Raw genomic sequence first — 25592 nt, 5'->3', positions numbered from 1 at the left:
AAGAAGCGGCGGTTTTTTGAAGAACTGCCTTGAGACTTAGTAGCCCAGGTCGAAGTTCTCTTCTTTCATGTCCATCAGGTTGTTGGCACCCGACAGCATGGTTGCAACATAAGTGCGGGTACGCGGCAGGATGCGCTGGAAGTAGAAGCGCGCAGTCTGCAGCTTGGCGGTGTAGAACGCCTCTTCGGAAGTACCGGCAGCCAGTTTCTCGGCAGCCAGGCGCGCCATGTCAGCCCAGAAGTAGGCCAGGCAGGCGTAACCGGAGTACATCAGGTAGTCCACGGAGGCCGCGCCGACTTCTTCGCGATCTTTCATGGCGGCCATACCGACCTTCATGGTCAGCTCGCCCCATTCCTTGTTCAGTGCAGCCAGCGGAGCGATGAACTCTTGAACCGCTTCGTTGCCTTCGTTGCTCTGGCAGAACTTGTGGACGATCTTGGTGAAACCCTTCAGGGCCTCGCCCTGGGTCATCAGCACTTTACGGCCCAGCAAGTCGAGTGCCTGGATACCGGTGGTGCCTTCGTACAGCATCGAGATACGGCTGTCGCGAACGTTCTGCTCCATGCCCCACTCGGCGATGAAGCCGTGGCCGCCGTAGATCTGCACGCCGTGGTTGGCCGCTTCGAAACCGACTTCGGTCATGAAGGCTTTGGCGATCGGAGTCATGAAGGCCAACAGCGCGTCGGCTTTCTTCTTCTCTTCTTCGTCCACGCCGTACTTGACGATGTCCACTTGCTTGGCAGTGAAGTACACCATCGCACGGTTGCCTTCGGCGAATGCCTTCATGGTCAACAGCATGCGGCGTACGTCAGGGTGGACGATGATCGGGTCGGCGGCTTTGTCCGGTGCTTTCGGGCCAGTCAGCGAGCGCATTTGCAGACGGTCGCGAGCGTATTTCAGGCCGCCCTGGAAACCGACCTCAGCGTGGGCCAGGCCTTGCAACGCGGTACCCAGACGTGCGGTGTTCATGAAGGTGAACATGCAGTTCAGGCCTTTGTTCGCCGGGCCGATCAGGAAACCGGTAGCGCCGTCGAAGTTCATCACGCAGGTGGCGTTGCCGTGGATGCCCATCTTGTGTTCCAGGGAACCGCAAGACACGGCGTTACGCGTGCCAACCGAGCCATCGGCGTTCGGCAGGAACTTCGGCACGATGAACAGGGAGATGCCTTTGGTGCCCGCTGGTGCATCCGGCAGGCGAGCCAGCACGATGTGGACGATGTTGTCGGCCATGTCGTGTTCACCGGCCGAAATGAAGATCTTGGTGCCGGAGACTTTGTAGGAACCGTCGGCCTGAGGCTCGGCCTTGGTGCGCAGCATGCCAAGGTCAGTGCCGCAGTGCGGCTCGGTCAGGCACATGGTGCCGGTCCACTCGCCGGAAACCAGCTTGGTCAGGTAAGCCTCTTGCTGCTCAGGGGTACCGTGCTCGGAGATGGTGTTCATTGCACCGTGCGACAGGCCCGGGTACATGCCCCACGACCAGTTGGACTCGCCCACCATTTCGCTGATGGCCAGGCCCAGGGACTCCGGCAAGCCCTGGCCGCCGTGCTCTACGTCGTGAGCCAGGCTCGGCCAGCCACCTTCGACGAATTGCTTGTAGGCTTCCTTGAAGCCAGTCGGGGTCTTAACGCCGGACTCGCTCCAGGTGCAACCTTCGAGGTCGCCGACACGGTTCAGCGGGGCCAGCACCTGCTCACAAAACTTGGCGCCTTCCTCGAGAATGGCGTCAACCATGTCCGGGGTTGCGTCGGCGCAAGCCGGAAGGCTCTGATAGTGCGCTTCGTAGCCGAGCAGTTCGTCACGAACGAAGCGAATATCACGCAAGGGGGCCTTGTAGTCAGGCATAGCGATAAACCTCTGCTGATGTAACCGGGAATGAACGACCGCATTGATTTGTTGTTGCGATCAAACAGTTGTTTGAAACATACGTTTACGCCGAAACCTTGTCAAGCGTCGATCATTTGCCGTTCGTCATCACCGGTTTGGCTACACAGGTACACGACAGCGCAGCGGCGCTGTCGAAGCAGCCCGTCACACTGAAAAGATTAGTTGAGCAAGAAAGACTTACGCAGAAAAACGCCGCGAACAGGCGCGGCGTTGGAAGGTGCGGAATCAGCGAGGAATCAAGCGTAGGTGTCGATCAAGGTTCCGAGTACTTCGTCGGCGGCCTTGGCGACTTTCACCCCCAGTTCCGCCTGAGTCTTGCCTTGGGCCATGTCGACCAGGTTGCTGCTCAGATCCGATTGCTGGCTGCGATCGACCGACCGCAGACGCTCGACTTGCGCCTCGGAGGACTGGCTGGCGACCGAACGCTCGATCGTGGTGTTGGCGATCTGCCCGGCGGCTTGATCGACTCGGTTCAGCCCTGCCTGAAGGGTGCTCAGACCGGCATAAAAAGCGGTGTTTCCTGAGATTTCCATGGGAGAACTCGTCCTTGCAAAGGATCAACGACGGTCATTGAAGCAGAGTGGCTGGCAAAACACCCGTCAAAAACACTAATGGCACAGTGCCTTGTCATAGGCAAAGCACAGATTGTCAAACGTCAGTCCAACAGGTCCAGTTGCACGTGTTCGGCCACTGCCTCGGCCGTTACAGCCTTGAGTTTGGGCACACGCCCAAGGCACGGCGCCGGGAGGCGCTCGGCAAGGGTGGCGAGGTTTTCTTCCAACCGCGAGGTTTTCGGATCGATGATGTTGGCCACCCAACCCGCCAGTTGCAAACCATCCCGGGCAATCGCTTCGGCGGTCAACAGGGCATGGCTGATACACCCAAGTCGCACGCCAACCACCAGAATCACCGGCAGCTGTAACGCGATGGCCAGGTCCGACAGATTGTCCTGATCCGCCAAGGGTACGCGCCAGCCGCCAGCGCCTTCGATCAGGGTGAAGTCTGCCTGCATGCTCAGGATCTGCCGCATCGGCGCCAGTAACGACTGCACCGTCAGCGCCACGCCCGCCTCACGCGCCGCCAGATGCGGAGCGATGGCCGGCTCGAAGGCCACCGGATTGACCTGTGAATAGGTCAGCGGCAGCGAGCATTCAGCCAGGAGCGCCAGCGCATCGGCGTTACGCAGGCCTTTGGGGGTTACATCGCAACCGGAAGCGACCGGCTTGCCCGCCGCCGTGCTCAACCCCGCCGAACGCGCCGCATGCAGCAGGCCCGCGGCGACCGTGGTCTTACCGACATCGGTATCCGTGCCGGTGATGAAATAGGCTGCGCTCATAAGGGTTTCTCCAGAACGGCATACACCACTTGATAAGTCGCCGGCAGGCCCCGGGCCTGACGAAACTGCTCATAAGCCTCAATCAAACCCATGATCCGCGCCCGGCCGGTCAAGCCACCTGGTCGACCTGGATTGAGGTTGTGCGCACCCAGCGCCTTGAGCTCATGGGTCAGGCTGCGCACATCCGGGTAATGCAGCACGTGGGGACGGTTTTGCAGACTGACTACCCTCAAGCCACTGGCCGCACACAATTGCTGATAAACACCAAACGCCCGGAAACGGTTGACGTGCACCATGCCATCGACTTCGCGCCAACTGTCGCGCAATTCAAACAACGTCCCAGTACAAAGACTAGCAAACGCAAAAATCCCGCCCGGCTTCAGTACCCGAAAGGCCTCACCGAGCACCGAGTCGAAGTCCGCACACCACTGCACCGCCAGGCTGGAGAAGATCAAGTCACAGGTCGAATCCTGCAGTGGCAAACGCTCGGCATCACCGGCCACGAAATGCGTGGCCCCGCCCAGTGGCCGGGCATGGTTGAGCATGCCTTCGGCAATGTCCAACGCCACTCCGTGGCTGCCTGGAAACCGCTCGCCCAGGGCGCGACTGAAATGCCCGGTGCCACAGCCCAGATCCAGCCAGCGCTGCGGCACGAAATCCGGCGCCAGGTGGCCGAGCAATTGGCTGCCGACATCCCGCTGCAGCTCGGCCACGCTGTCGTAGCTTGCCGCCGCGCGGGAGAACGACGCTGCTACCTGGCGCTTGTCGGGCAAGGCGCCGGGCAGTTTTGGAAAGGATAGATCAGTCATCGCCGCACTCATGCAAAAAGGCCTGGATCGCCCCCGCCACACCGTGGGGATCCTCCAGGAGAAACGCGTGGCTGGCCTGTTCGATCAGACCGATTTCGACATCCGGCAGCAATGCCAACAACTCGCCCGCCGCTTCCGCTGGCACCAGCCCGTCGAGGCCGGCGAAAAGATGCAATTGCGGACCGCGAAACGATTGCAATGCCAGACGGGTATCCAGTTGCGCGAGTACTTGCAGACCGCTCATCAACACCGGCGCGACAGTGTTCGGTGCGCCCCCGAGCAACAATCGCGACAACCCGCGCGGGTCTTCGGCACCTTGGGCACAGAGCAGCGAAAAGCGTTTCAATGTCCCACGCGAGTCAGCAGCACATCCCGCCAGAAACGCGTCGAAGGTCTCGCCGGACATGGCACTTGACCATTGTTCATGAGCGACAAAAGCCGCGTTGCTGGCCAGGGTGAACACGCCACAGCAACGATCGCCGCGCCGGGCCGCCAACTCGCTGGCGAGCATGCCACCCAATGACCAGCCGCCCAGCCAGGCGTCTTGCGGCAACGTCGAATCGAGCTCATCGAGCCATTCATCAAGATTGCTCGACTCCAGTTCCGGCAACGGCTCGATCTCGACCCGCAGGTGTTCATCCAGACCGCGCAAGGCCGCAGCCAGAGGCTCCAGCGGTGAAACACCCAGGCCCCAGCCGGGCAGCAGAATCAGACGATCACGCATGGCTTGGCTCCGGCTTCAGTAGTTGAAAGCAATCGGCCAGTCCGTCTAACAATAGCTGTACCTGGGCCTCACTGTGGGCAGCGGTCAGTGTGACCCGCAGTCGAGCACTGCCAGCGGGTACGGTCGGAGGGCGAATCGCGGTCACCATCAATCCGCGTGCGCGCAGCATTTGTGAAAAGCGCACCGCGCGCCCGGCGTCGCCGATCATGATCGGCTGAATCGGCGTGAAGCTGTCCATGAGCTCCAGGCCAATCTGTTCGGCACCGTGGCGGAACTGACGGATCAGTGTCTGCAAATGCTCGCGGCGCCAGTGTTCGCTGCGCAGCAATTCCAGGCTTTTCAATGTGGCGCAGGCCAGCGCAGGTGGCTGGCTGGTGGTGTAGATGTAGGGCCGGGCGAACTGGATCAGGCTTTCGATCAGCTCTTCGCTGCCTGCCACAAAGGCACCCGCCGTACCGAAGGCTTTGCCCAGGGTGCCGACCAGCACCGGCACGTCATCCTGGCTCAAACCGAAATGCTCGACGATGCCGCCACCGTTGGCGCCCAGGGGTCCAAAACCGTGAGCGTCGTCGACCATCAACCAGGCACCTTTGGCCTTGGCCTCGCGAGCCAGCGCTGGCAAGTCGGCGATATCGCCGTCCATGCTGAACACGCCGTCGGTGACCACCAGCGTGTTGCCGGTGGCTTTCTCCAGGCGCTTGGCCAGGCTCGCGGCGTCGTTGTGCAGATAACGATTGAATCGCGCACCGGACAACAGCCCCGCATCGAGCAGCGACGCATGATTGAGCCGGTCTTCGAGCACTGTGTCCCCCTGCCCCACCAGCGCCGTGACCGCGCCGAGGTTGGCCATGTAACCGGTGGTGAACAGCAACGCGCGCGGGCGACCGGTCAGCTCGGCCAATGCTTCTTCCAGCGCATGGTGCGGGCTGCTGTGGCCGATGACCAGATGCGATGCCCCTCCGCCCACACCCCATTTCGAAGCGCCGGCGCGCCAGGCCTCGATCACTTGCGGATGATTGGCCAGGCCCAGGTAATCGTTGTTACAGAACGCCAGCAACGGCTGGCCATCGACCACCACTTGCGGCCCCTGCGGGCTTTCGAGCAGCGGGCGCTGGCGGTAGAGGTTTTCGGCACGACGGGCAGCAAGGCGTGCGGCGAGATCGAAAGACATGCAGGCCTCGACTATCAAATGACACATGTCCACTGTGGGAGCGAGCCTGCTCGCGAAGGCGTTGTGTCAGCCAACATCAATGTTGAATGTCAGTCCGCATTCGCGAGCAGGCTCGCTCCCACAGGGTTTTGCATTCCTGCAGTGGAAAAATACTGGCTTCAAACCGCCGCGTTATAGAACTGCTCGCTGCTCTTCTGCTCCACCAGCGCCTGCTCGATAGCCGCCTGATGCACCTCGTCGGCATGCTCTTCGCGGGCTTCCGGTGCAATACCCAGGCGCGAGAACAGTTGCATGTCCTTGTCGGCCTGCGGGTTGGCGGTGGTCAGCAGTTTTTCACCGTAGAAAATCGAATTGGCACCGGCGAAGAACGCCAGGGCCTGCATCTGTTCGTTCATGGCTTCGCGGCCGGCGGACAGGCGCACGTGGGATTTTGGCATCAGGATGCGCGCGACGGCGAGCATGCGGATGAAGTCGAATGGATCGACGTCGTCGGCATTTTCCAGCGGTGTACCGGCGACTTTCACCAGCATGTTGATCGGCACCGACTCCGGGTGCTCCGGCAGGTTGGCCAGCTGAATCAGCAGGTTGGCGCGGTCGTCCAGCGACTCGCCCATGCCGAGAATGCCGCCGGAGCAGATCTTCATCCCCGAATCACGTACATACGCCAGGGTTTGCAGGCGCTCGCTGTAGGTGCGGGTGGTGATGATGCTGCCGTAGAACTCCGGCGAGGTGTCGAGGTTGTGGTTGTAGTAGTCGAGGCCGGCCTTGGCCAGCGCTTCGGTCTGTTCCTGATCCAGGCGACCGAGGGTCATGCAGGTTTCCAGGCCCAGGGCTTTCACGCCTTCGACCATCTTCAGTACGTAAGGCATGTCCTTGGCCGACGGGTGCTTCCACGCGGCGCCCATGCAGAAGCGGGTCGAACCGATGGCCTTGGCGCGGGCGGCCTCCTCGAGGACCTTCTGCACTTCCATCAGTTTTTCTTTTTCCAGGCCGGTGTTGTAGTGACCGGACTGCGGACAATATTTGCAATCTTCCGGGCAGGCGCCGGTTTTGATCGACAGCAAGGTCGACACCTGGACGCGGTTGGCGTCGAAATGCGCACGGTGCACCGTCTGCGCCTGGAACAGCAGGTCATTGAATGGTTGAACGAAGAGTGCTTTGACTTCGGCCAAAGTCCAGTCATGACGCAGGGTTGCAGTGGTGCTGGCGCTCATGGGCGTTTCCTTTGAATTATGCTTTGGCAGGCGGCTGGGCAATGGAATGTCACGGCCGCTTCACAGATGTTTCGGCATATTTAAGGAAGAGTGATGCACTGTCAACCACGATACGAAGGACAGGTTTACATCTGGTTAAAAAACAAACAGCCATGTCTTTTGTGCGATGAACCGGCCGACGGCATCTCCCCTGTCTGCACAGCCTGTGAAACCGAGCTGCCCTGGCTCGGCGATCACTGCCAGACCTGCGCCCTGCCGCTCCCGTCTGCAGGACTGACCTGCGGCCACTGCTTGCAGCAACCACCGGCCTTCGAACAAGTGATTGCCCCCTGGACCTACAGCTTTCCGGTAGACAGCCTGATCACTCGTTTCAAACACAACGCCAAGTGGCCGTTTGGCCGCCTGCTCGCCGAACTTTTCGTTCAATACCTGCAACATCGCTTCGAAGACGACCTGCAGCGGCCCGATGTGCTGGTCCCGGTTCCGCTGGCCAGCCGACGCCTGCGCCAGCGCGGGTTCAATCAGGCAGCGATGCTGGCTCACTGGCTGGGTGCCGACCTGGAGATACCTTGCGACGAACGGTTGCTCCTGCGAACCCGGGACACCGACGCCCAACAGGCCTTGAACGCCGAAGCCCGTCGAAAGAACCTGCGCAGCGCTTTCGCCCTGGCGCCCGGCGCGGTCGTCAAAGGCCAGCGCCTGGCCCTGGTCGACGACGTCCTGACCACCGGTGCAACGGCTCAGGCCCTGGCTCGCCTGCTGATGAACGCCGGTGCGGCCAGGGTCGACGTCTATTGCCTGGCCCGCACCCCCAAACCCGGCGAGTCACCCTGACTTGACTCCCGGACTCCCAGCGGCCAACGTCCTCACCCTCGTCACCAGCAAAAGCGACCAGTCATGTCTTTGCCAACCTTGTTGTCCCAGCACATTGTCCGCCGTCCGCAGCGCATTGCCCTGCTGCAGCACATCGCCGAACAAGGCTCGATCACCCGCGCGGCAAAGAGCGCGGGCCTGAGCTACAAGGCCGCCTGGGATGCAATCGATGAGCTGAACAACCTGGCGCAAAAGCCTCTGGTTGAGCGGGTTGTCGGCGGCAAGGGCGGCGGCGGTGCGCGTCTGTCCAACGAAGGTGAGCGGGTATTGCGCCTGTACCAGAAGTTGCAAGCCTTGCAGGCTCAAGTGCTGGAAGCTGCCGAAGACGCGAGCGATCTCGACTTGCTTGGACGCCTGATGCTGCGCACCAGCGCGCGCAACCAGTTGCATGGCAAGGTGAGCGCAATCGAACCACAGGGGCGCAACGATCTGATTCGCCTCGAAGTCGCCGAAGGCGTGATCGTCGACGCGCAAATCACCCACGACAGCACCGAGCGCCTGGAGCTGCAGATCGGCACCGAAGTCGTGGCATTGATCAAGGCCGGTTGGCTCGATGTGCTGGAAATCGATTCAGCCCAAACGCCGGGAAACAATTGCCTGAAAGGCACCATCGAGAAGATTTTCGACGCCGACGATGGCCCCAGCGAAGTGCGTATCACCCTGCCCAGCGGCCTGACGCTGTGCGCCCTGGACGAGCCGGAACACCTGCAGGCATTGGGGCTGACCTGCGGCAAACCGGTGCGCGTAGAGTTTTCGCCATCCAGGGTTCTTCTGGGTACACCGCTTTAAGCAAACTGCAACAAAAGGTTCATTAGTCACCATTAAGGTGTCTGCACAAAACCGCAGGGAGCCTGAAATGAGCCTATTAGAAGAAAACCAGTCCACCGATCTCGAAAACATGGTCGGCCTCAGCCGTCGCGGCTTCATCAGTGCAGGCGCCCTGTGCGGCGCCGCGATGTTCCTCGGCGGCAATCTGCTGAGCCGCAGCGTGATGGCCGCCAGCGTCAGCGCCGGTAACAGCCAGTTGCTGGGCTTTGACAGCATTGCCGCCGCCACCACCGACGCCATCACCCTGCCGCCGGGCTACAAGTCCTCGGTCCTGATCAGTTGGGGCCAGCCTCTGCATAAGGATGGCCCGGCGTTCGACCCGAGCGGCAACGGCAGTGCCGAACATCAGGAAGCCCAGTTCGGTGACAACAACGACGGCATGAGCCTGTTCGAATTTCCGGGCGAAAAAGACCGGGCGCTGATGGCGATCAACAACGAATACACCAACTACCGTTACCTCTACGCCCACGGCGGCATGCCGCAGTCGGCGGAAGAAGTGCGCAAGGCACTGGCCTGCGAAGGTGTGTCGGTAATCGAGGTGCAGCGCAAGAACGGCCAATGGCAATTCGTCCAGGGCTCGCGCTACAACCGCCGCATTCACGGCAATGCGCCGATTACCATGAGCGGCCCGGCCGCCGGTCATGCACTGCTGAAAACCAGCGCCGATCCCCACGGCAAGAACGTCCTCGGCACCTTCCAGAACTGCGCCAACGGCAAGACGCCTTGGGGCACCTATCTGACCTGTGAAGAGAACTTCACCGACTGCTTCGGCAGCAGCAATGCCGAGCAGAAATTCGACCCAGCGCAAAAACGCTACGGCGCGGTGGCCACCAGCAGAGAGATCAACTGGCACCAGCACGACGAACGCTTCGACCTGGCCAAGAACCCCAACGAACTCAACCGTCACGGCTGGGTGGTAGAGATCGATCCGTTCGATCCGCAGTCGACGCCGGTCAAGCGCACGGCCCTGGGACGCTTCAAACATGAAAACGCCGCCCTGGCCGAAACCGCAGACGGTCATGCCGTGGTGTACATGGGCGATGATGAACGCGGTGAGTTCATCTACAAATTCGTCAGCCGCGACAAGATCGACCACAAGAACCCCAGGGCCAACCGCGACATTCTCGATCACGGCACCCTGTACGTAGCGCGTTTCGACGCGGGGGACGGCAACAGCGATCACCCGAAAGGCCAGGGTGAATGGATCGAACTGACTCACGGCAAAAACGGCATCGACGCCAGCAGCGGCTTTGCCGATCAGGCGCAAGTGCTGATTCATGCGCGCCTCGCCGCCAGCGTGGTGAAGGCCACGCGCATGGACCGCCCGGAATGGATCGTGGTCAGCCCCAAGGATGGCCAGGTTTACTGCACACTGACCAACAACGCCAAACGTGGCGAAGACGGGCAACCGGTGGGCGGGCCGAACCCGCGCGAGAAGAACGTCTACGGGCAGATTCTGCGCTGGCGCACCGAACGCGACGATCACGCTTCGCACACCTTTGCCTGGGACCTGTTTGTAGTGGCCGGCAACCCGACCGCGCATGCCGGTACGCCAAAGGCCGGCTCGTCGAACATCACCCCGCAGAATATGTTCAACAGCCCGGACGGCCTGGGTTTCGACAAGGCCGGACGCTTGTGGATTCTCACTGACGGTGATGTAAGCAACGCCGGAGACTTTGCCGGCATGGGCAACAACCAGATGCTCTGCGCCGACCCTGCGACCGGCGAGATTCGCCGCTTCATGGTCGGACCGGTGGGCTGCGAGGTGACCGGGATCAGCTTCTCGCCGGACCAGAAAACCCTGTTTGTCGGGATTCAGCATCCGGGCGAAAACGGCGGCTCGACCTTCCCCGAGCACCTGCCCAATGGCAAGCCACGGTCTTCGGTGATGGCGATTACCCGAGAGGATGGTGGGATCGTCGGCGCCTGACAGGTCCTCTTCGCGAGCAGGCTCGCTCCCACAGGATGTGCGCTGATTTGAAACCTGTGCATAACCCTGTAGGAGCGAGCATGCTCGCGATGACGTCAGCACAGCCACCACCTAACTGCGCCCGTCTGCGCTACCATGCCTGGCCGGACGCAGCAGCCTGCTGCGCGCAGGAGTCAGCATGGCCCACCCGTTTGAAACCCTCACACCAGACCTCGTGCTCGATGCCGTCGAAAGCATCGGTTTTCTCAGCGACGCGCGCATCCTGGCGCTCAACAGCTACGAGAACCGCGTCTATCAAGTCGGTATCGAAGGCGCCGAGCCACTGATCGCCAAGTTCTACCGGCCGCAACGCTGGAGCAACGAAGCGATTCTCGAAGAGCACCAGTTCACCGCAGAACTCGCCGACTGCGAGGTGCCCGTCGTGGCACCGCTGATCCACAACGGTGAAACCCTGCACGAACACAACGGTTTCCGTTTCACCCTGTTCCCCCGTCGTGGTGGCCGCGCGCCGGAGCCTGGCAACCTCGATCAGTTGTATCGCCTGGGCCAGTTGCTCGGTCGCCTGCATGCGGTTGGCTCGACCCGGCCGTTCGAGCACCGTGAGGCACTGGCGGTGAAAAACTTCGGCCACGATTCACTCGATACCTTGCTCGACGGCGACTACATCCCCCGCAGCCTGCTGCCGGCCTACGAATCGGTGGCCCGCGACCTGCTCAAGCGCGTGGAAGATGCCTACAGCAACACGCCGCACCAGAACCTGCGCATGCACGGTGACTGCCACCCCGGCAACATGATGTGCCGCGACGAGATGTTCCATATCGTCGACCTCGACGACTGCCGCATGGGTCCGGCGGTACAGGACATCTGGATGATGCTTGCCGGCAGTCGGCAGGATTGCCTGAGCCAGCTGTCGGAACTGATGGACGGCTACAACGAATTCCACGACTTCGATCCCCGTGAACTGGCCTTGATCGAACCGTTGCGCGCCCTGCGCCTGATGCACTACAGCGCCTGGCTCGCCCGCCGCTGGGACGATCCGGCCTTCCCGCGCAGCTTTCCGTGGTTCGGCACCGAGCGTTATTGGGGGGATCAGGTGCTGGCCTTGCGCGAACAACTGGCGGCGCTCGATGAAGAGCCGCTGAAGCTCTTTTGACCCAACCTGAATCCCTGTAGGAGCAGGCTCGCTCCTACAGAGACCGATGTTCACAAATGTCCTACCTATTCAGTCAGGACATTCGCAGACAAATCTCCTTACAATCCCCTCTTTGTTAGCTGCCTAAGCAAGGATTCTGCATGCAAGCCGCCAACCCGCGTCGCGGGTACATATTGGGCCTGAGTGCCTACATCATCTGGGGACTTTTCCCACTCTATTTCAAAGCCATCGCCAGCGTGCCCGCCGTGGAAATCATCATCCACCGGGTGCTGTGGTCGGCGCTGTTCGGCGCCTTGTTGCTGATGGTCTGGAAGCATCCGGGCTGGTGGCGCGAGTTGCGGGAGAACCCGCGACGGCTGGCGATCCTGGCCCTGAGCGGTACATTGATCGCGGCCAACTGGCTGACCTATGTGTGGTCGGTGAACAACGGGCGCATGCTCGAGGCCAGTCTCGGCTACTACATCAACCCGCTGGTAAACGTGTTGCTGGGCATGCTGATCCTTGGCGAACGGTTGCGGCGCATGCAATGGATTGCGGTGGGTCTGGCGACCGTGGGCGTGGCACAGCAGGTGTGGCAGGTCGGCAGTCTGCCCTGGGTATCGCTGGCGCTGGCGCTGACCTTCGGTTTCTACGGCTTGATTCGCAAGCAGGCTCCAGTCAAGGCATTGCCGGGTCTGGTGGTGGAAACCTGGATGCTGGTGCCGATCGCCCTTGCCTGGCTGCTGTTCAATCCGACCGCCCACAGTGCTCAGGCCGAGTTCTGGACCACGTCGGAAGCCTGGTGGCTGGTGGCGGCCGGACCGGTCACGCTGGTGCCACTGGTCTGTTTCAACGCTGCCGCTCGGCATCTGCCCTACACGACACTGGGGTTTCTCCAGTATCTGGCACCGACGCTGGTGCTGCTGCAAGCGGTCCTTCTGTTTGGCGAGCACCTGTCGTCCAGCACCCTGGTAGCGTTCATGTTTATCTGGGCCGGTCTGGCGGTTTATAGCGTCGATGCGTGGATAAGTTTGCGCCGTCGCAGCTGATCAAAAAACGCACAAACCCATACAGGCCACGCCTCCCGTGGCCTGCATCATTCCTTCCCAAGGTTATCCACAGCGTGATCCCCGTCGATTGTGCGCAAGTGGCTGAAACTGCCGGTTTTTTGATCAGATCCTGAAGAACCCCGGCCGGCGTGGCCTGGCCGGGTGTCTCTACAGGTTATCCACAGGCCGGTGCACGTTTAACTTGGATAACCTGATCAGGGCTCGCTGCGCAGTACCAATTCCACCATCAGGTCATCGGCCAGGGTTTCCAGGCGCGATTGCAGGACGTCCAGCGACAGCGTCAACGGGACGGCAAGAATCGCTTCTGCATGGAACAGCGGCTCGCTGCTCATGGGCGCCGGCCGCACTTCGGTCACCAACCGTTCCAGGTTGACCCCCTGCTCACTCAACAAACGGGTGATATCCCGCACGATCCCCGGACGATCATTACCCACCAGTTCCATGGCAATCGGCTTCCAGGTACAGGATTGTTCGATGCTGCTTTCGGCGATCAAGACGCGAATGCCCTGGGCGGACAAGCCCTGCAGGGCATCGACCAATTCGTCGTAGGCCTCGGCCGGCACACCCACTCGAAGAATCCCGGCGAATTGTCCCGCCATGCGCGACATACGGCTTTCCAGCCAGTTACCGCCGTGCTCGGCAATGCATTGGGCAATGCGCTCGACTTGCCCGGGCTTGTCCGGAGCAAAAACGGTGAGTACGAGGTGGTCCATGGCGCAGCCCTCTAGTCATGACTTTTGTTATAGAGAATCAAGTATAGGCAAGGGATAGACCTGCGCCGACAGGTCAGGCGACTTCGCGAGCAGGTTCGCCCCCACAAGGGTTGCCTGGGCCTTTGTGGGAGCGAGCCTGCTCGCGAATGAAGACGCCGCCGATCGAAATGAAAAACAAATCGTGTACAACTTTCGATATTTAACTGGAACAATCCACTGGTTTTTTGAGAACATCCTGCTCCGCGCCGTGACCGCAATGCGTCATGGGGTCGCAGAACGACGTAATTAGTCTAATTTTCACAACCGCAATTCATCATGTAGTATGCCGCATCGCGCACTACATAACGTTGGATCGATGTCTGCCGCAGGCACGTTCGCAACCCTGAAAGCCCTGTCAGCAAGGCCCCAAGCCGTTGATTGGTCCCAACCCAGCCGTCCGTCACGGGCATGTACTGGTAAAGGGGTTTGTGGTTTAAATGGCCAAAGGCTTCATTGTTAATTTGAAGAGCTGAAAAGCGAAATAGCTGAGCAGAGTGAGGCAAGCAATGACTGAACACGTTCAAGTCGGTGGCCTGCAGGTCGCCAAAGTCCTGTTCGACTTCGTGAACAACGAAGCCATTCCCGGTACCGGCCTCACCGCCGACAAGTTCTGGGCCGGTGCCGACAAGGTCATCCACGACCTGGCACCGAAGAACAAAGCCCTACTCGCCAAACGCGATGATTTCCAGGCTCGTATCGATGGCTGGCACCAACAGCGTGCCGGCCAGGCGCACGACGCCGTGGCCTATAAAGCCTTCCTGCAAGACATCGGTTATCTGCTGCCAGAAGCGGCCGATTTCCAGGCAACGACGCAAAACGTCGATGACGAAATCGCCCGCATGGCCGGCCCACAGCTGGTGGTACCGGTGATGAACGCCCGCTTCGCGCTCAACGCCTCGAACGCCCGTTGGGGCTCGCTGTACGACGCGCTCTACGGCACCGACGCCATCAGCGAAGCCAACGGCGCGGAAAAAGGCAAAGGCTACAACAAGGTGCGCGGTGACAAGGTCATCGCTTTCGCCCGTGCCTTCCTCGACGAATCGGCGCCTTTGGCGGCCGGCTCCCACGTCGACTCCACCGGCTACAAGATCGTCGACGGCAAACTGGTGGTCGCCCTTAAAGGCGGCAGCAACACCGGCCTGCGCAACGACGCTCAACTGATCGGTTTCCAGGGCGATGCCGCTGCACCGACCGCGATTCTGCTGAAAAACAACGGCCTGCATTTCGAAATCCAGGTCGACGCCAGCACCCCGGTCGGCCAGACCGATGCGGCCGGCGTCAAAGACATCCTGATGGAAGCTGCGCTGACCACCATCATGGACTGCGAAGACTCGGTTGCCGCCGTCGATGCCGATGACAAAGTGGTGGTCTACCGCAACTGGCTCGGCCTGATGAAGGGCGACCTGTCGGAAAGCGTCGCCAAGGGCGGTCAGACCTTTACCCGTACCATGAACGCCGACCGCACCTACACCGCTGTCGATGGCAGCGAACTGAGCCTGCATGGTCGTTCGTTGCTGTTCGTGCGTAACGTCGGTCACCTGATGACCATCGACGCGATCCTCGACAAGGATGGCAACGAAGTGCCGGAAGGCATTCTCGACGGCCTGGTGACCTGCCTGTCGGCAATCCACAACCTCAACGGCAACAGTTCGCGCAAGAACAGCCGCACCGGCTCGGTCTATATCGTGAAGCCGAAGATGCACGGCCCTGAAGAAGCAGCCTTCACCAACGAGCTGTTCGGCCGCATCGAAGACGTGCTGGGCCTGCCACGCAACACCCTCAAAGTCGGGATCATGGACGAGGAGCGTCGTACCACGATCAACCTCAAGGCCTGCATCAAGGCGGCGAGCGAGCGTGTAGTGTTCATCAACACCGGTTTCCTCGACCGCACGGGCGATGAAATCCACACCTCCATGGAAGCCGGCCCGATGGTGCGCAAGGCGGACATGAAGGCAGAAAAATGGATCGGCGCCTACGAGAACTCCAACGTCGATATCGGTTTGAGCACCGGCCTGCAAGGTCGCGCGCAGATCGGTAAAGGCATGTGGGCCATGCCGGACCTGATGGCAGCGATGCTCGAACAGAAAATCGCTCACCCGCTGGCCGGTGCGAACACCGCCTGGGTACCGTCGCCGACCGCTGCTGCGCTGCACGCGCTGCACTACCACAAGGTTGACGTGTTCGCCCGTCAGGCCGAACTGGCCAAGCGTGCCCACGCATCGGTAGACGACATCCTGACCATCCCGCTGGCGGTAAACCCGCAATGGACCGCCGAACAGATCAAGAACGAACTGGACAACAACAGCCAGGGCATTCTCGGTTATGTGGTGCGTTGGATCGACCAGGGTGTCGGCTGTTCGAAAGTGCCGGACATCAATGACGTCGGCCTGATGGAAGACCGTGCAACGCTGCGTATTTCCAGCCAGCACATCGCCAACTGGCTGCGCCATGGCATCGTCACTGAAGAACAGGTCATGGAAAGCCTCAAGCGCATGGCACCCGTGGTTGACCGGCAGAACGCCGGCGATGCGCTGTACCGTCCGCTGGCCCCGAACTTCGACAGCAACATCGCCTTCCAGGCAGCGGTCGAACTGGTGGTCGAAGGCACCCGGCAACCGAACGGTTACACCGAGCCGGTCCTGCACCGTCGTCGTCGCGAGTTCAAGGCCGCCAATGGCCTGTAACTGAGCGATTACGCCGGACATGAAAAAGCCCTGATCGAAAGATCAGGGCTTTTTTGTTTGACCTGTAAGAGCAAGCTCGCTCCTACAGGTTTTTCATGATCAGTGCACCAACCCCAACTCATGCTTGACCAACGCCAGCAACTGGTCGGCATCAATCGGCTTGAGCAGAAAGTCCACCACACTCAAATGCATTGCAGCGATGGCGTCCTTCACGTCGGCATCGCCCGAGACGATGATGATTGGCATGGCCGCCCGAACCGATTCGCGTACCTGGCGGATCAGGTCCAGCCCGTCGACATGGCCCATGCGCAAGTCAGTAATCACAAGTCCGATCGAAGGCTTTTCTTCCAGCATCCTGAGTGCCGCTTCACCACTGGCCGCGGTCAGGCTGCCAATACCGTTCAGCGCGAGAATCTCTGACAGCAGCTCCCGGGCGTCCTTGTCGTCATCGACGATCAGCACCCGCTGCGGTGGCAGGTCGGGCTCCTGCATGACGGCACTCAGCGCCTCGCGCTCGGCATCGCTCAAAATATCGTGGTCGGACATGACTTTCCCTACATGTTCAATTCAGTTCCCTGGCACAGCAGTGAAACATCGCTAAGCAGACCATCAATGTGCGCTTCGTCGGATATTTTTCCAATAGCAGAATAGAGAGGTTTTTCCCACAGTTGCGTAGGGTGTTTCCGACATTCCATCACACTGATTGCCTACCTAGACTTACGTCCAATGGGCACTCCGGCCACAGGGGCCGACCATGTCCGAGTCATCCGACTACAACAATTCAAAAAAAGACTGCGGTAATGGTTATGAGTAAAGCGGACGCCTTCACACAGGCAGGGAAAACCGCGGTGTTGCAGAACATCCAGGGCACGTTGCAATTCCTCCAGCGCTTCCCGCCCTTCAACCAGATGGAACACGCTCACCTGGCGTTTCTGGTCGAGCAATGCCAGCTGCGTTTTTACGCTCCCGGCGAGAGCATCATCAAACCTGCCGACGGCCCGGTCGAACACTTCTATATCGTCAAGCAAGGCCGGGTCGTGGGCGAGCGTCCGCACACGGCAAAAGGTGGCACCGAAACGGTCTTCGAGATTACCACCGGCGAATGCTTCCCCCTTGCGGCACTGCTGGGTGAGCGGGCGACCCGCACCGAGCACCTGGCAGGCGAAGACACCTTCTGCCTGCAACTGAACAAGTCGGCATTCATCCGCCTGTTTTCTTTATCGGACACCTTCCGCAACTTCGCCCTGCGCTGCGTCAGCAGCCTGCTGGATCAGGTCAACCAGCAGGTCCAGCAAAAAGCCGTGGAAACCCTCGGCACCCAGTATTCACTCAACACCCGCCTGGGTGAGTTGGCCATGCGCCACCCGGTAACGTGCGGACCGCAGACACCATTGCGCGAAGCCGTGACCTTGATGCACGAACAACAGGTCGGCAGCATCGTGGTGGTCGACGAACTCAAGGCACCCCTGGGGATTTTCACCCTGCGCGACCTGCGTCAGACCGTGGCCAACGGCAGCAGTGATTTCAACGAAGCCATCGAAGGGCACATGACCCAGGCACCGTTTTACCTGTCGCCGGATCACAGTGCCTTTGACGCGGCGATTGCCATGACCGAGCGGCACATCGCCCATGTCTGCCTGGTCAAGGACCAACGTTTGTGCGGCGTGGTTTCCGAGCGCGATCTGTTTTCCCTGCAGCGGGTCGACCTGGTCCACCTGGCGCGCACCATCCGCAATGCACAGAAGGTGGACAACCTGGTGGCGCTGCGCGGCGAAATCGGTCAACTGGTCGAGCGCATGCTGGCCCATGGCGCGTCCTCGACGCAGATCACCCACATCATCACCTTGCTCAACGACCACACCGTGTGCCGAGTGATCGAACTGACCCTCGCTGAAAAAGGCGACCCCGGCGTGCCATTCAGCTGGCTGTGCTTCGGCAGTGAAGGCCGTCGCGAGCAGACCCTGCACACCGATCAGGACAACGGCATTCTGTTCGAAGCCAGGGATGCGGCCCATGCCGCCGAGATTCGCGGCAAGTTGTTGCCCCTCGCCCAGCAGATCAACCAGAGCCTGGCGTTGTGCGGTTTCACCTTGTGCAAGGGCAATATCATGGCCGGCAACCCCGAGCTGTGTCTGTCCCGGGCCGAATGGGCGCGGCGCTTTGCGGCCTTTATCCGCGAGGCAACCCCGGAGAACCTGCTGGGTTCGAGCATCTATTTCGATTTGCGCGTGGTCTGGGGCAGCGAGCAAAGCTGCGAGCAGTTGCGTCGGGGTATCCTCGATCAGGTCGGCGACAATCGTTTGTTCCAGCGCATGATGGCCGAGAATGCGCTGCGCAATCGCCCGCCCGTAGGGCGTTTCCGCGAGTTCGTACTGGCGCGCAAAAATGGTGAAAAGGCCACGCTGGACTTGAAAATCCAAGGCCTGGCACCGTTCGTCGACGGCGCCAGGTTGCTGGCCCTGGCCCACGGTATCGAAGCGAACAACACGCTGGAGCGTTTTCGCCAACTGGTCGCCAAAGAGGTCATCGAGCCCCTGGACGGTGCCGCGTACGAAGAGGCCTATCACTTCATCCAGCAAACCCGCATGCAACAACATCAACTACAGACCCGGGAGAATTTTCCTTATTCAAACCGGGTCGACCCCGAAAGCCTCAACCATCTGGACCGGCGCATCCTGCGTGAGTCCCTGCGCCAGGCACAACGCCTGCAAAGCAGCCTGACGTTGCGGTATCAGCTATGAGCCTGTTTTCCTGGTTGCGCCCGCCGGTCCCCACCCTGCCCGCCCACCTGCAACATCGCCTGGAACGCTTGCCCAGCGCCGCCGCCCTGAACGAATGCAGCCTGCGCGAGCAGCGCTGGGTGGTACTCGATCTGGAAACCACCGGGTTGAACATGAACAAGGATCACGTGTTGTCCATCGGCGCCGTGGTGATCGAGGACGGGGCCATCGACTTTCGCCAGCAGTTCGAACGCACCCTGCAATATCCACAAGTGAAACTCGGCCCCAGCGTTCTGATCCACGGCATTGGCCCCAGCGCCATTGCGGCGGGCAGCGACCCGGCAGAGGCGTTGCTCGACCTGATGGAGTACATCGGCGACAGTCCGGTGCTGGCCTTCCATGCGCCGTTTGACCAGCACATGCTCGGCCGGGCACTGAAAGATCACCTGGGTTTGAAGTTGCAGCATCCGTTTCTGGATGTGGCGGACATTGCGCCGCTGCTGTGCCCGCAGGCGCACATTCGTGAGGCCGGGCTGGACGACTGGATCGACTGGTTCAAGCTTGAAGTCTTCGAGCGCCACCACGCCAGCGCCGATGCCCTGGCCACCGCTGAACTGGCGCTGATCCTGTTCAGCCGCGCACGGCAGCAGCAGATTCATAGCCCGTTGAATTTGCAACAGCGCCTGAATCAGTGGAAGCGCCGGCAGCAGGCGCCGTCCTTCTGACCTTTGACTCTCCCTGTAGGAGCGAGCATGCTCGCGATAGCGGTGGGTCAGTCGATATTGATGTTGACTGTAACGACGTCATCGCGAGCATGCTCGCTCCTACAGGGGCCTTCACCAATTTCCCACCCGACCAACGCCAATTGCTTACCTACCCCGCCTCTGACACAATCGCGAACTATTCTCGTTAGTCAATATTTCCCAATCGGTGATGCTGCGTGTCGTCAGTCCCAAGCCCTCAAAGTGAGCTCGTCGGTGCGTTGTATCGCGACCATCGCGGTTGGCTATTGGCCTGGCTTCGCCGCAACGTCGCCTGCCCGCAGCGGGCAGAAGACCTGAGCCAGGACACTTTCGTGCGCTTGCTGGGCCGCGAGGACCTGAAGGCCCCGCGCGAGCCGCGGGCCTTCCTGGTGGCGATTGCCAAGGGGCTGCTGTTCGACTATTTCCGTCGCGCCGCGCTGGAACAGGCCTATCTCACCGAACTGATGCTGATTCCCGAAGCCGAACAACCCTCGGCGGAAGAACAGCAAATGATCCTCGAAGACCTGAAAAACATTGACCGTTTGCTCGGCAGGCTTTCCAGCAAGGCCCGGGCGGCGTTCCTCTATAACCGTCTCGACGGCCTCGGCCATGCAGAAATCGCCGAGCGCCTTGGCGTGTCGGTGCCGCGGGTGCGTCAGTACCTGGCCCAGGGCATTCGCCAATGCTACATCGCGCTGTATGGTGAGCCGACATGAACCAGCTCAACTCCAAACCGGTCTCGGCCAAAGTGCTGGACGCGGCGATTGCCTGGCAGTTGTCCATGGATGGCGCCAACCCGGTTGAGCGCGAAGAGTTCGCCAAGTGGCATGCCGCCAACGAAGAGCACGCCCGCGCCTGGCGTCAGTTGGGCATGCTCGACCAGCGCTTCAGCTTGGCCAACGGCCCGGCCCGCACAGCCCTGCTGCAATCGCGCGAAGGCATCCGCCGACGGGTGCGCAAGCTCGGCAGCGGTGTGGCGGGGGTGGTGGCGGTCATCGGCCTGGCGCTGTTTGCCGGGCCACGTTACCTACCGATCGATTACTGGCTGGCCGACCAGCGCACCGCCGTTGGCGAGCAGCGCACCCTGCGCCTGGCTGACGGCACCCTGGTCAGTCTCAACACCCACAGTGCCCTGGATGTGCGCTTCGATGAAAAGCAGCGGCGCATTGTCCTTCAAGAAGGCGAGATCCTGGTTGAAACCGCTCATGGCGACCCGCGGCCGTTCATCGTCGAAACCCGTGAAGGCAGCATGCGCGCACTGGGTACGCGGTTTCTGGTCAAGCGCGAAGACGAAGGCACGCGCCTGAGCGTGTTGCAGTCGGCGGTGGCGGCTCGCCCCGAGTCCACCCCCGATGAACAGGTTCTGCACGAAGGCCAGCAGGTGGTGATCCGCAACAATGGCCTGGGTCCGGTCCTGGCCGTCAACCTCGGCGCGGATGCCTGGACCCGCGGCATGCTGGTGGTGGATAACACGCGCCTGGAAGATCTGGTGCATGAAATCGGGCGCTATCGAACCGGTTACGTCGGCGTTGCGCCGGAAGTGGCCGACCTGCGCATCACTGGCAGCTTCCCCCTGCGCGACACCGACCTGGCGCTCAATGCCCTGCTGCCGACCTTACCTGTGCAGATCGAGCAGCACACGCAATGGTGGGTGAAGGTCGTGGCCAAGGCAGATACCAGGCCCTGAAACAGCTTTTTGCCTGATCGGCCGCAACCGACTTCTGAATCGAAATTATTTTCATCCAGCCCTATCACTTTTTGATTTTCATTCGGCACAGAGGCAATTGAGAAATATTTCCATTCAGGAGCCGCTGTATGCCCCGTTCGCTCAACACCTTGTTGCGCCCCAGTTTGCTGGCGGTCGCCATAGCCTTTTGCACTCCTCTGGCCAGCAGCCAACTGTTCGCCGCTGAACAGGTGTCCAGCGTTCGCGCCTACAATCTGCCAGCCGCACCGTTGGCCAATACCCTGAACCAGATCGCCAGCCAGGCCGGAATGGCCCTGTCGCTGAATCCGTCGCTGGCGGCGGGCAAGACCTCGGCACCGGTCAAAGGCCAGTTCGACGCAGCCGACGCCCTGCGCGAAGCCCTGCGTGGCACCGGGTTGCAACTGGAGCAAAGCAGTGCCGGCACCTACAGCCTGGTGGCGGTACCCGAGGGTGTGATGGCCCTGCCAGCGACCAGCGTGATCGGCGTTGAAGACACTGAAAGCGCCTGGGGTCCGGTGCAAGGCTACGTGGCCAAGCGCACCGCCGCCGGCACCAAGACCGATACCGCGCTGGTCGAGGTACCGCGCTCGATTTCGGTCGTCACTCGCGAGCAGATGGACGACCGCAACGCGCATACCCTCGATGATGCCGTGCGCTACCTGCCGGGCATCACCTCCAGCAGTTTCGGCAGCGACACCCGTGCCGACTGGTTGCGTGTGCGCGGTTTCGAACCCACTCAATTCCTCGATGGCCTGCCACTGCCAAAAGGTGTGTACGCCAACCCGAAACAGGAAACCTGGAACCTCGATCGCCTGGCGTTGCTGCGCGGCCCGGCCTCGTCCGTGTACGGCCAGACCCCGCCGGGCGGCCTGCTGGACATGGTCAGCCGTCGCCCAAGCGCCGAAGCCAGCAGCGAAGTCCAGTTGCAATACGGCAGCGACAATCATCGCCAGATCAACTTTGCCAGCACCGGCAAGATCGATGACGAAGGCGAGTTCCTGTACAGCATCAGCGGTGTGCTGCGCGACGGTGGCACACCCATCGATCACATCGATGACAAGCGCTACAACATTGCCCCGAGCCTGACGTGGAACATCGACGACGACACCACATTCACCCTGCTGACGCAGTTCACCCGTGACGATACCGGTATCACCAGCCAGTTCTATCCGATCCAGGGCACCAAGATCGACATGCCCTTCGGCGAGATTTCCCACCACAAGAACCTGGGGGATCCGAACTACGACTTCTATGACCGCACCTACTACGCCCTGGGCTACGCCTTCGAACATCGCCTGAACGATGTCTGGCAGTTCCGCCAGAACCTGCGCTACACCAAGTCTGAGCTGTCGTTCCAGGCGGTGACCGTCAATAGCTACAACCCTGACTTTGCTGACTTTGGCTTTGTCGTCGACGATCAAGGCAACACCGGCCGTGGCACCACCAATGTCGACGAAGATATCTCCCAGATCGCCGTGGACAACAACTTCCAGGGCGACTTCGTCACCGGCGACGTCGGTCACACCTTGCTGATCGGCCTGGATCACCAGCGCAACACCACCAACTACCTCTCGATCTTCGGTACTGCGCCGGGCATCAACGTCAACGACCCGATCTACGGTTTGCCGATCACTCGTCCGCCACGCTCCACGGCCTTCTACGACTACGAACAGAAGACCCAGCAGACCGGCCTGTACATCCAGGACCAGATGGCCCTCGACCAATGGCGCCTGACCCTCGGTGGTCGTGAAGACTGGGTCCACACCGGGACCACATTCTTCAACAAGGGCGATGCCACCAACACCGAGCGCGACAAGAACTTCAGCGGCAACGCGGCGATCAGCTACGTGTTCGACTCGGGCTTCGTACCGTACTTGTCCTACGCCGAATCGTTCCAGCCGACCAGCAATGCCGTGGCCTCGCCGACCGAGTCGTTCAAGCCGACCGAAGGCAAGCAGTGGGAACTGGGTATCAAGTACCAGCCGCCGGGCAGCAACACACTGCTGACCGCTGCCGTGTATGACCTGACCCAGAAAAACGTATCCGTCACCAACAACGTGGGCAACGTGACCGTCACCAGCCAGACCGGCGAAGTGAAAGTCAAAGGCCTGGAACTGGAAGCCGTTTCCGATGTGAACGAAAACCTCAGGGTCACGGCCGCCTACACCCTGGCCAAATCCGAAGTGCAGGATGGCATCTACAAGGGCAATCGCCTGCAACTGATGCCTAACCAACAAGCGTCGGCATGGGGCGACTACACCTGGCACAACGGCGCGCTCGACGGCTTCGGCATCGGCGCCGGCGTGCGCTACACCGGCAACACCTACGGCGACCAGGCCAACACCTGGCTGGGCAAGGCCGGCGCCTACACCGTGTTCGACGCGGTGGTTCACTACGACCTCGGTCGCCTGGACAACAGCCTCAAAGGCGCTTCGCTGGCCGTTAACGCAACCAACCTGTTCGACAAGGACTACATCGCGACTTGCGACAGCTTCTACTGCTACTACGGCGACCAGCGCAGTGTCGTCGCCAGTGCCACGTACCAGTGGTAACCCGTTGAGCCGAACCGCCCAATGACCAGGCCGTCCTTCGTGGACGGCTTTGGTTTTTCAGAAGGCCATGAAATGAAAAGTAAAACAATTCGCCGCTGGTCCGCGATCCACACCTGGACCAGCCTGATCTGTACGGTGTTCCTGTTGCTGCTGGCCCTGACCGGCTTGCCGTTGATCTTTCACCACGAGATCGACCACTTGCTGGGCGATGCGCCTCAAGTGAAGGAGATGCCCGCGGACACCCCGCGCCTGAACTTGCAGCAGTTGGTCGAAGCGGCCGAGAAACACCGTCCCGGTGAAGTCATGCAGTACTTCGGCTTCGAGGAGGACGAACCCAATGCCGTGCTGACGATCATGGCGGCCACCGCCGATACCGAGCCGAACTCGTCCCACACCTTCATGCTCGACGCCCGCACCGGTGAAGCACTGGAGACGCCATCGGCCAACGGCGGCTTCATGCTGACCATGCTGCGCCTGCACGTGGACATGTTCGCCGGGCTGCCGGGCAAGTTGCTGCTGGCGTTCATGGGGATTCTGTTCGTGGTGGCGATCGTTTCCGGCACGGTGTTGTACCTGCCGTTCATGCGCCGCTTGAAATTCGCCACCGTGCGCCAGGACAAGTCCACGCGCCTGCGCTGGCTCGACCTGCACAACCTGATCGGTGTGGTGACCTTGACCTGGGCCCTGGTGGTCGGCGTGACCGGTGTGATCAGTGCCTGCACCGATCTGATCATTGCCGCCTGGCGCAACGACAGCCTGAGCGCCATGGTCGCGCCGTACCGCGACGCACCGCCGCTGACGCAACTGGCACCGGCCACCCGTTTGCTCGACATCGCCAGGGATGTCGCGCCGGGCATGCAGCCGGACTTCATCGCCTTCCCCGGCACGCGCTTTTCCAGCGAGCACCATTACGCGGTGTTCATGAAAGGCAGCACGCACCTGACCTCGCATCTGTTGACGCCGGTACTGATCGACGCCAGCACCCTGCAAGTCACTGCGGTGGCCGAACGACCGTGGTACATGGACGCCATGGGCATGTCGCAGCCTCTGCACTTCGGTGACTACGGCGGCATGCCGATGCAAATCCTCTGGGCGACCCTGGACGTGCTGACCATCATCGTGCTCGGCAGCGGGGTGTACCTGTGGGTGGTGCGGCGCAAGGCTGCCCGACCTGTGCTGGAAAAAGCGGAGAGCGTGGCATGAAGCCCCGGCAGTCGAACTTCTGGAAAGTCTTCGCCATTCCAACCGGCATCGCGGTGCTCAGCGCGACAGGGTTGTTTGCCGCGTTGCTCGGGGATGGTGTGTGGGACTCGCTGAGCTGGCTGGGCCTGGGCATCCCTGCCGCGCTTGCCCTGCGGGGTCTCCTGCCACGCCGCTGAAGCCCCCCCCCTAATGAAATGGCTACCCCCGCCGCACCCCCTGTGATCGCTCACTAAGCTTTCACAGGGGGCTAATCGGAGAT

The 25592-nt window shown here is 61.1% G+C and carries 22 protein-coding genes; 13 read left to right on the top strand and 9 right to left on the bottom strand.

Annotation, left to right across the window (positions count from 1 at the left end):
• Positions 1-36: 36 nt before the first annotated feature.
• The 7 genes from CAG47_RS23040 to bioB form a co-directional block, all read right to left on the bottom strand.
• Positions 37-1842: a phenylacyl-CoA dehydrogenase gene (locus tag CAG47_RS23040; RefSeq protein ID WP_085727746.1), complete on the bottom strand. Its 1806-nt coding sequence runs from the start codon at positions 1840-1842 to the stop codon at positions 37-39.
• A gap of 278 nt (positions 1843-2120) precedes the next feature.
• The gene (locus CAG47_RS23035) at positions 2121-2417 is read right to left on the bottom strand and encodes a pyrroloquinoline quinone biosynthesis protein PqqE (RefSeq protein WP_085727744.1); all 297 of its coding nucleotides are present in this window, start codon (positions 2415-2417) and stop codon (positions 2121-2123) included.
• A gap of 122 nt (positions 2418-2539) precedes the next feature.
• The gene (gene bioD / locus CAG47_RS23030) at positions 2540-3220 is read right to left on the bottom strand and encodes a dethiobiotin synthase (RefSeq protein WP_085727742.1); all 681 of its coding nucleotides are present in this window, start codon (positions 3218-3220) and stop codon (positions 2540-2542) included.
• Positions 3217-4029, bottom strand: coding sequence for a malonyl-ACP O-methyltransferase BioC (bioC, locus tag CAG47_RS23025; RefSeq protein WP_085727740.1), 813 nt, complete (start codon positions 4027-4029; stop codon positions 3217-3219). The genes bioD and bioC overlap by 4 nt, the downstream gene beginning before the upstream one ends.
• Positions 4022-4753, bottom strand: a complete 732-nt coding sequence (locus CAG47_RS23020) for an alpha/beta fold hydrolase (protein ID WP_085727737.1) — start codon at positions 4751-4753, stop codon at positions 4022-4024. Before CAG47_RS23020 ends, bioC begins: the two co-directional genes overlap by 8 nt.
• The gene (gene bioF / locus CAG47_RS23015) at positions 4746-5924 is read right to left on the bottom strand and encodes an 8-amino-7-oxononanoate synthase (RefSeq protein ID WP_085727735.1); all 1179 of its coding nucleotides are present in this window, start codon (positions 5922-5924) and stop codon (positions 4746-4748) included. Before bioF ends, CAG47_RS23020 begins: the two co-directional genes overlap by 8 nt.
• 158 nt (positions 5925-6082) lie before the next feature.
• Positions 6083-7138, bottom strand: a complete 1056-nt coding sequence (gene bioB, locus CAG47_RS23010) for a biotin synthase BioB (RefSeq protein WP_085727733.1) — start codon at positions 7136-7138, stop codon at positions 6083-6085.
• A gap of 93 nt (positions 7139-7231) precedes the next feature.
• Here bioB and CAG47_RS23005 point away from each other — a divergent pair, with 93 nt between their 5' ends.
• The 5 genes from CAG47_RS23005 to rarD all read left to right on the top strand — a co-directional run bounded on the left by CAG47_RS23005 (position 7232) and on the right by rarD (position 12950).
• Positions 7232-7972, top strand: coding sequence for a ComF family protein (locus CAG47_RS23005; protein WP_085727731.1), 741 nt, complete (start codon positions 7232-7234; stop codon positions 7970-7972).
• A gap of 63 nt (positions 7973-8035) precedes the next feature.
• Positions 8036-8800 carry a TOBE domain-containing protein gene (locus tag CAG47_RS23000; protein ID WP_085727729.1) on the top strand — a complete coding sequence of 255 codons (765 nt, stop codon included), beginning with the start codon at positions 8036-8038 and terminating at the stop codon, positions 8798-8800.
• Positions 8801-8867: 67 nt separating this feature from the next.
• Positions 8868-10769, top strand: coding sequence for a PhoX family phosphatase (locus tag CAG47_RS22995; RefSeq protein WP_085727727.1), 1902 nt, complete (start codon positions 8868-8870; stop codon positions 10767-10769).
• A gap of 178 nt (positions 10770-10947) precedes the next feature.
• Entirely contained in the window at positions 10948-11922 is a 975-nt protein-coding gene (locus tag CAG47_RS22990; protein WP_085727725.1) for a serine/threonine protein kinase, read from the top strand.
• Positions 11923-12062: 140 nt separating this feature from the next.
• Positions 12063-12950, top strand: a complete 888-nt coding sequence (gene rarD / locus CAG47_RS22985; protein WP_085727723.1) for an EamA family transporter RarD — start codon at positions 12063-12065, stop codon at positions 12948-12950.
• Between the two features lie 215 nt (positions 12951-13165).
• Here the strand turns inward: rarD and CAG47_RS22980 are convergent, their stop codons facing one another.
• Positions 13166-13684: a glycine cleavage system protein R gene (locus tag CAG47_RS22980; protein WP_085727721.1), complete on the bottom strand. Its 519-nt coding sequence runs from the start codon at positions 13682-13684 to the stop codon at positions 13166-13168.
• A 545-nt stretch (positions 13685-14229) separates the two neighbouring features.
• Here CAG47_RS22980 and CAG47_RS22975 point away from each other — a divergent pair.
• Positions 14230-16407, top strand: a complete 2178-nt coding sequence (locus CAG47_RS22975) for a malate synthase G (RefSeq protein WP_085727719.1) — start codon at positions 14230-14232, stop codon at positions 16405-16407.
• Positions 16408-16506: 99 nt separating this feature from the next.
• Here the strand turns inward: CAG47_RS22975 and CAG47_RS22970 are convergent, their stop codons facing one another.
• A complete protein-coding gene (locus tag CAG47_RS22970) occupies positions 16507-16953 on the bottom strand; it encodes a response regulator (protein WP_085727717.1) in 447 nt (148 codons plus the stop codon).
• Between the two features lie 254 nt (positions 16954-17207).
• On the opposite strand from CAG47_RS22970, the gene CAG47_RS22965 reads away from it, so the two are divergent.
• The 7 genes from CAG47_RS22965 to CAG47_RS22935 all read left to right on the top strand — a co-directional run bounded on the left by CAG47_RS22965 (position 17208) and on the right by CAG47_RS22935 (position 25509).
• Entirely contained in the window at positions 17208-19148 is a 1941-nt protein-coding gene (locus CAG47_RS22965; protein ID WP_177409067.1) for a putative nucleotidyltransferase substrate binding domain-containing protein, read from the top strand.
• A complete protein-coding gene (locus CAG47_RS22960) occupies positions 19145-19852 on the top strand; it encodes a PolC-type DNA polymerase III (RefSeq protein ID WP_085727716.1) in 708 nt (235 codons plus the stop codon). Before CAG47_RS22965 ends, CAG47_RS22960 begins: the two co-directional genes overlap by 4 nt.
• Before the next feature lie 215 nt (positions 19853-20067).
• Entirely contained in the window at positions 20068-20586 is a 519-nt protein-coding gene (locus CAG47_RS22955; protein ID WP_085727714.1) for an RNA polymerase sigma factor, read from the top strand.
• On the top strand, positions 20583-21557 hold the full coding sequence (locus CAG47_RS22950; protein WP_085727711.1) for a FecR family protein: 975 nt from the start codon (positions 20583-20585) through the stop codon (positions 21555-21557). Before CAG47_RS22955 ends, CAG47_RS22950 begins: the two co-directional genes overlap by 4 nt.
• A gap of 128 nt (positions 21558-21685) precedes the next feature.
• Positions 21686-24130 carry a TonB-dependent siderophore receptor gene (locus CAG47_RS22945; protein ID WP_085727709.1) on the top strand — a complete coding sequence of 815 codons (2445 nt, stop codon included), beginning with the start codon at positions 21686-21688 and terminating at the stop codon, positions 24128-24130.
• A gap of 72 nt (positions 24131-24202) precedes the next feature.
• On the top strand, positions 24203-25333 hold the full coding sequence (locus CAG47_RS22940; protein ID WP_085727883.1) for a PepSY domain-containing protein: 1131 nt from the start codon (positions 24203-24205) through the stop codon (positions 25331-25333).
• Entirely contained in the window at positions 25330-25509 is a 180-nt protein-coding gene (locus CAG47_RS22935) for a hypothetical protein (RefSeq protein WP_085727707.1), read from the top strand. Before CAG47_RS22940 ends, CAG47_RS22935 begins: the two co-directional genes overlap by 4 nt.
• Positions 25510-25592 lie beyond the last annotated feature (83 nt).

It is taken from the genome of Pseudomonas sp. R37(2017) (genome assembly GCF_002113375.1).
Lineage (GTDB): Bacteria > Pseudomonadota > Gammaproteobacteria > Pseudomonadales > Pseudomonadaceae > Aquipseudomonas.
This window is presented reverse-complemented; position numbering and strand designations above follow the sequence as displayed.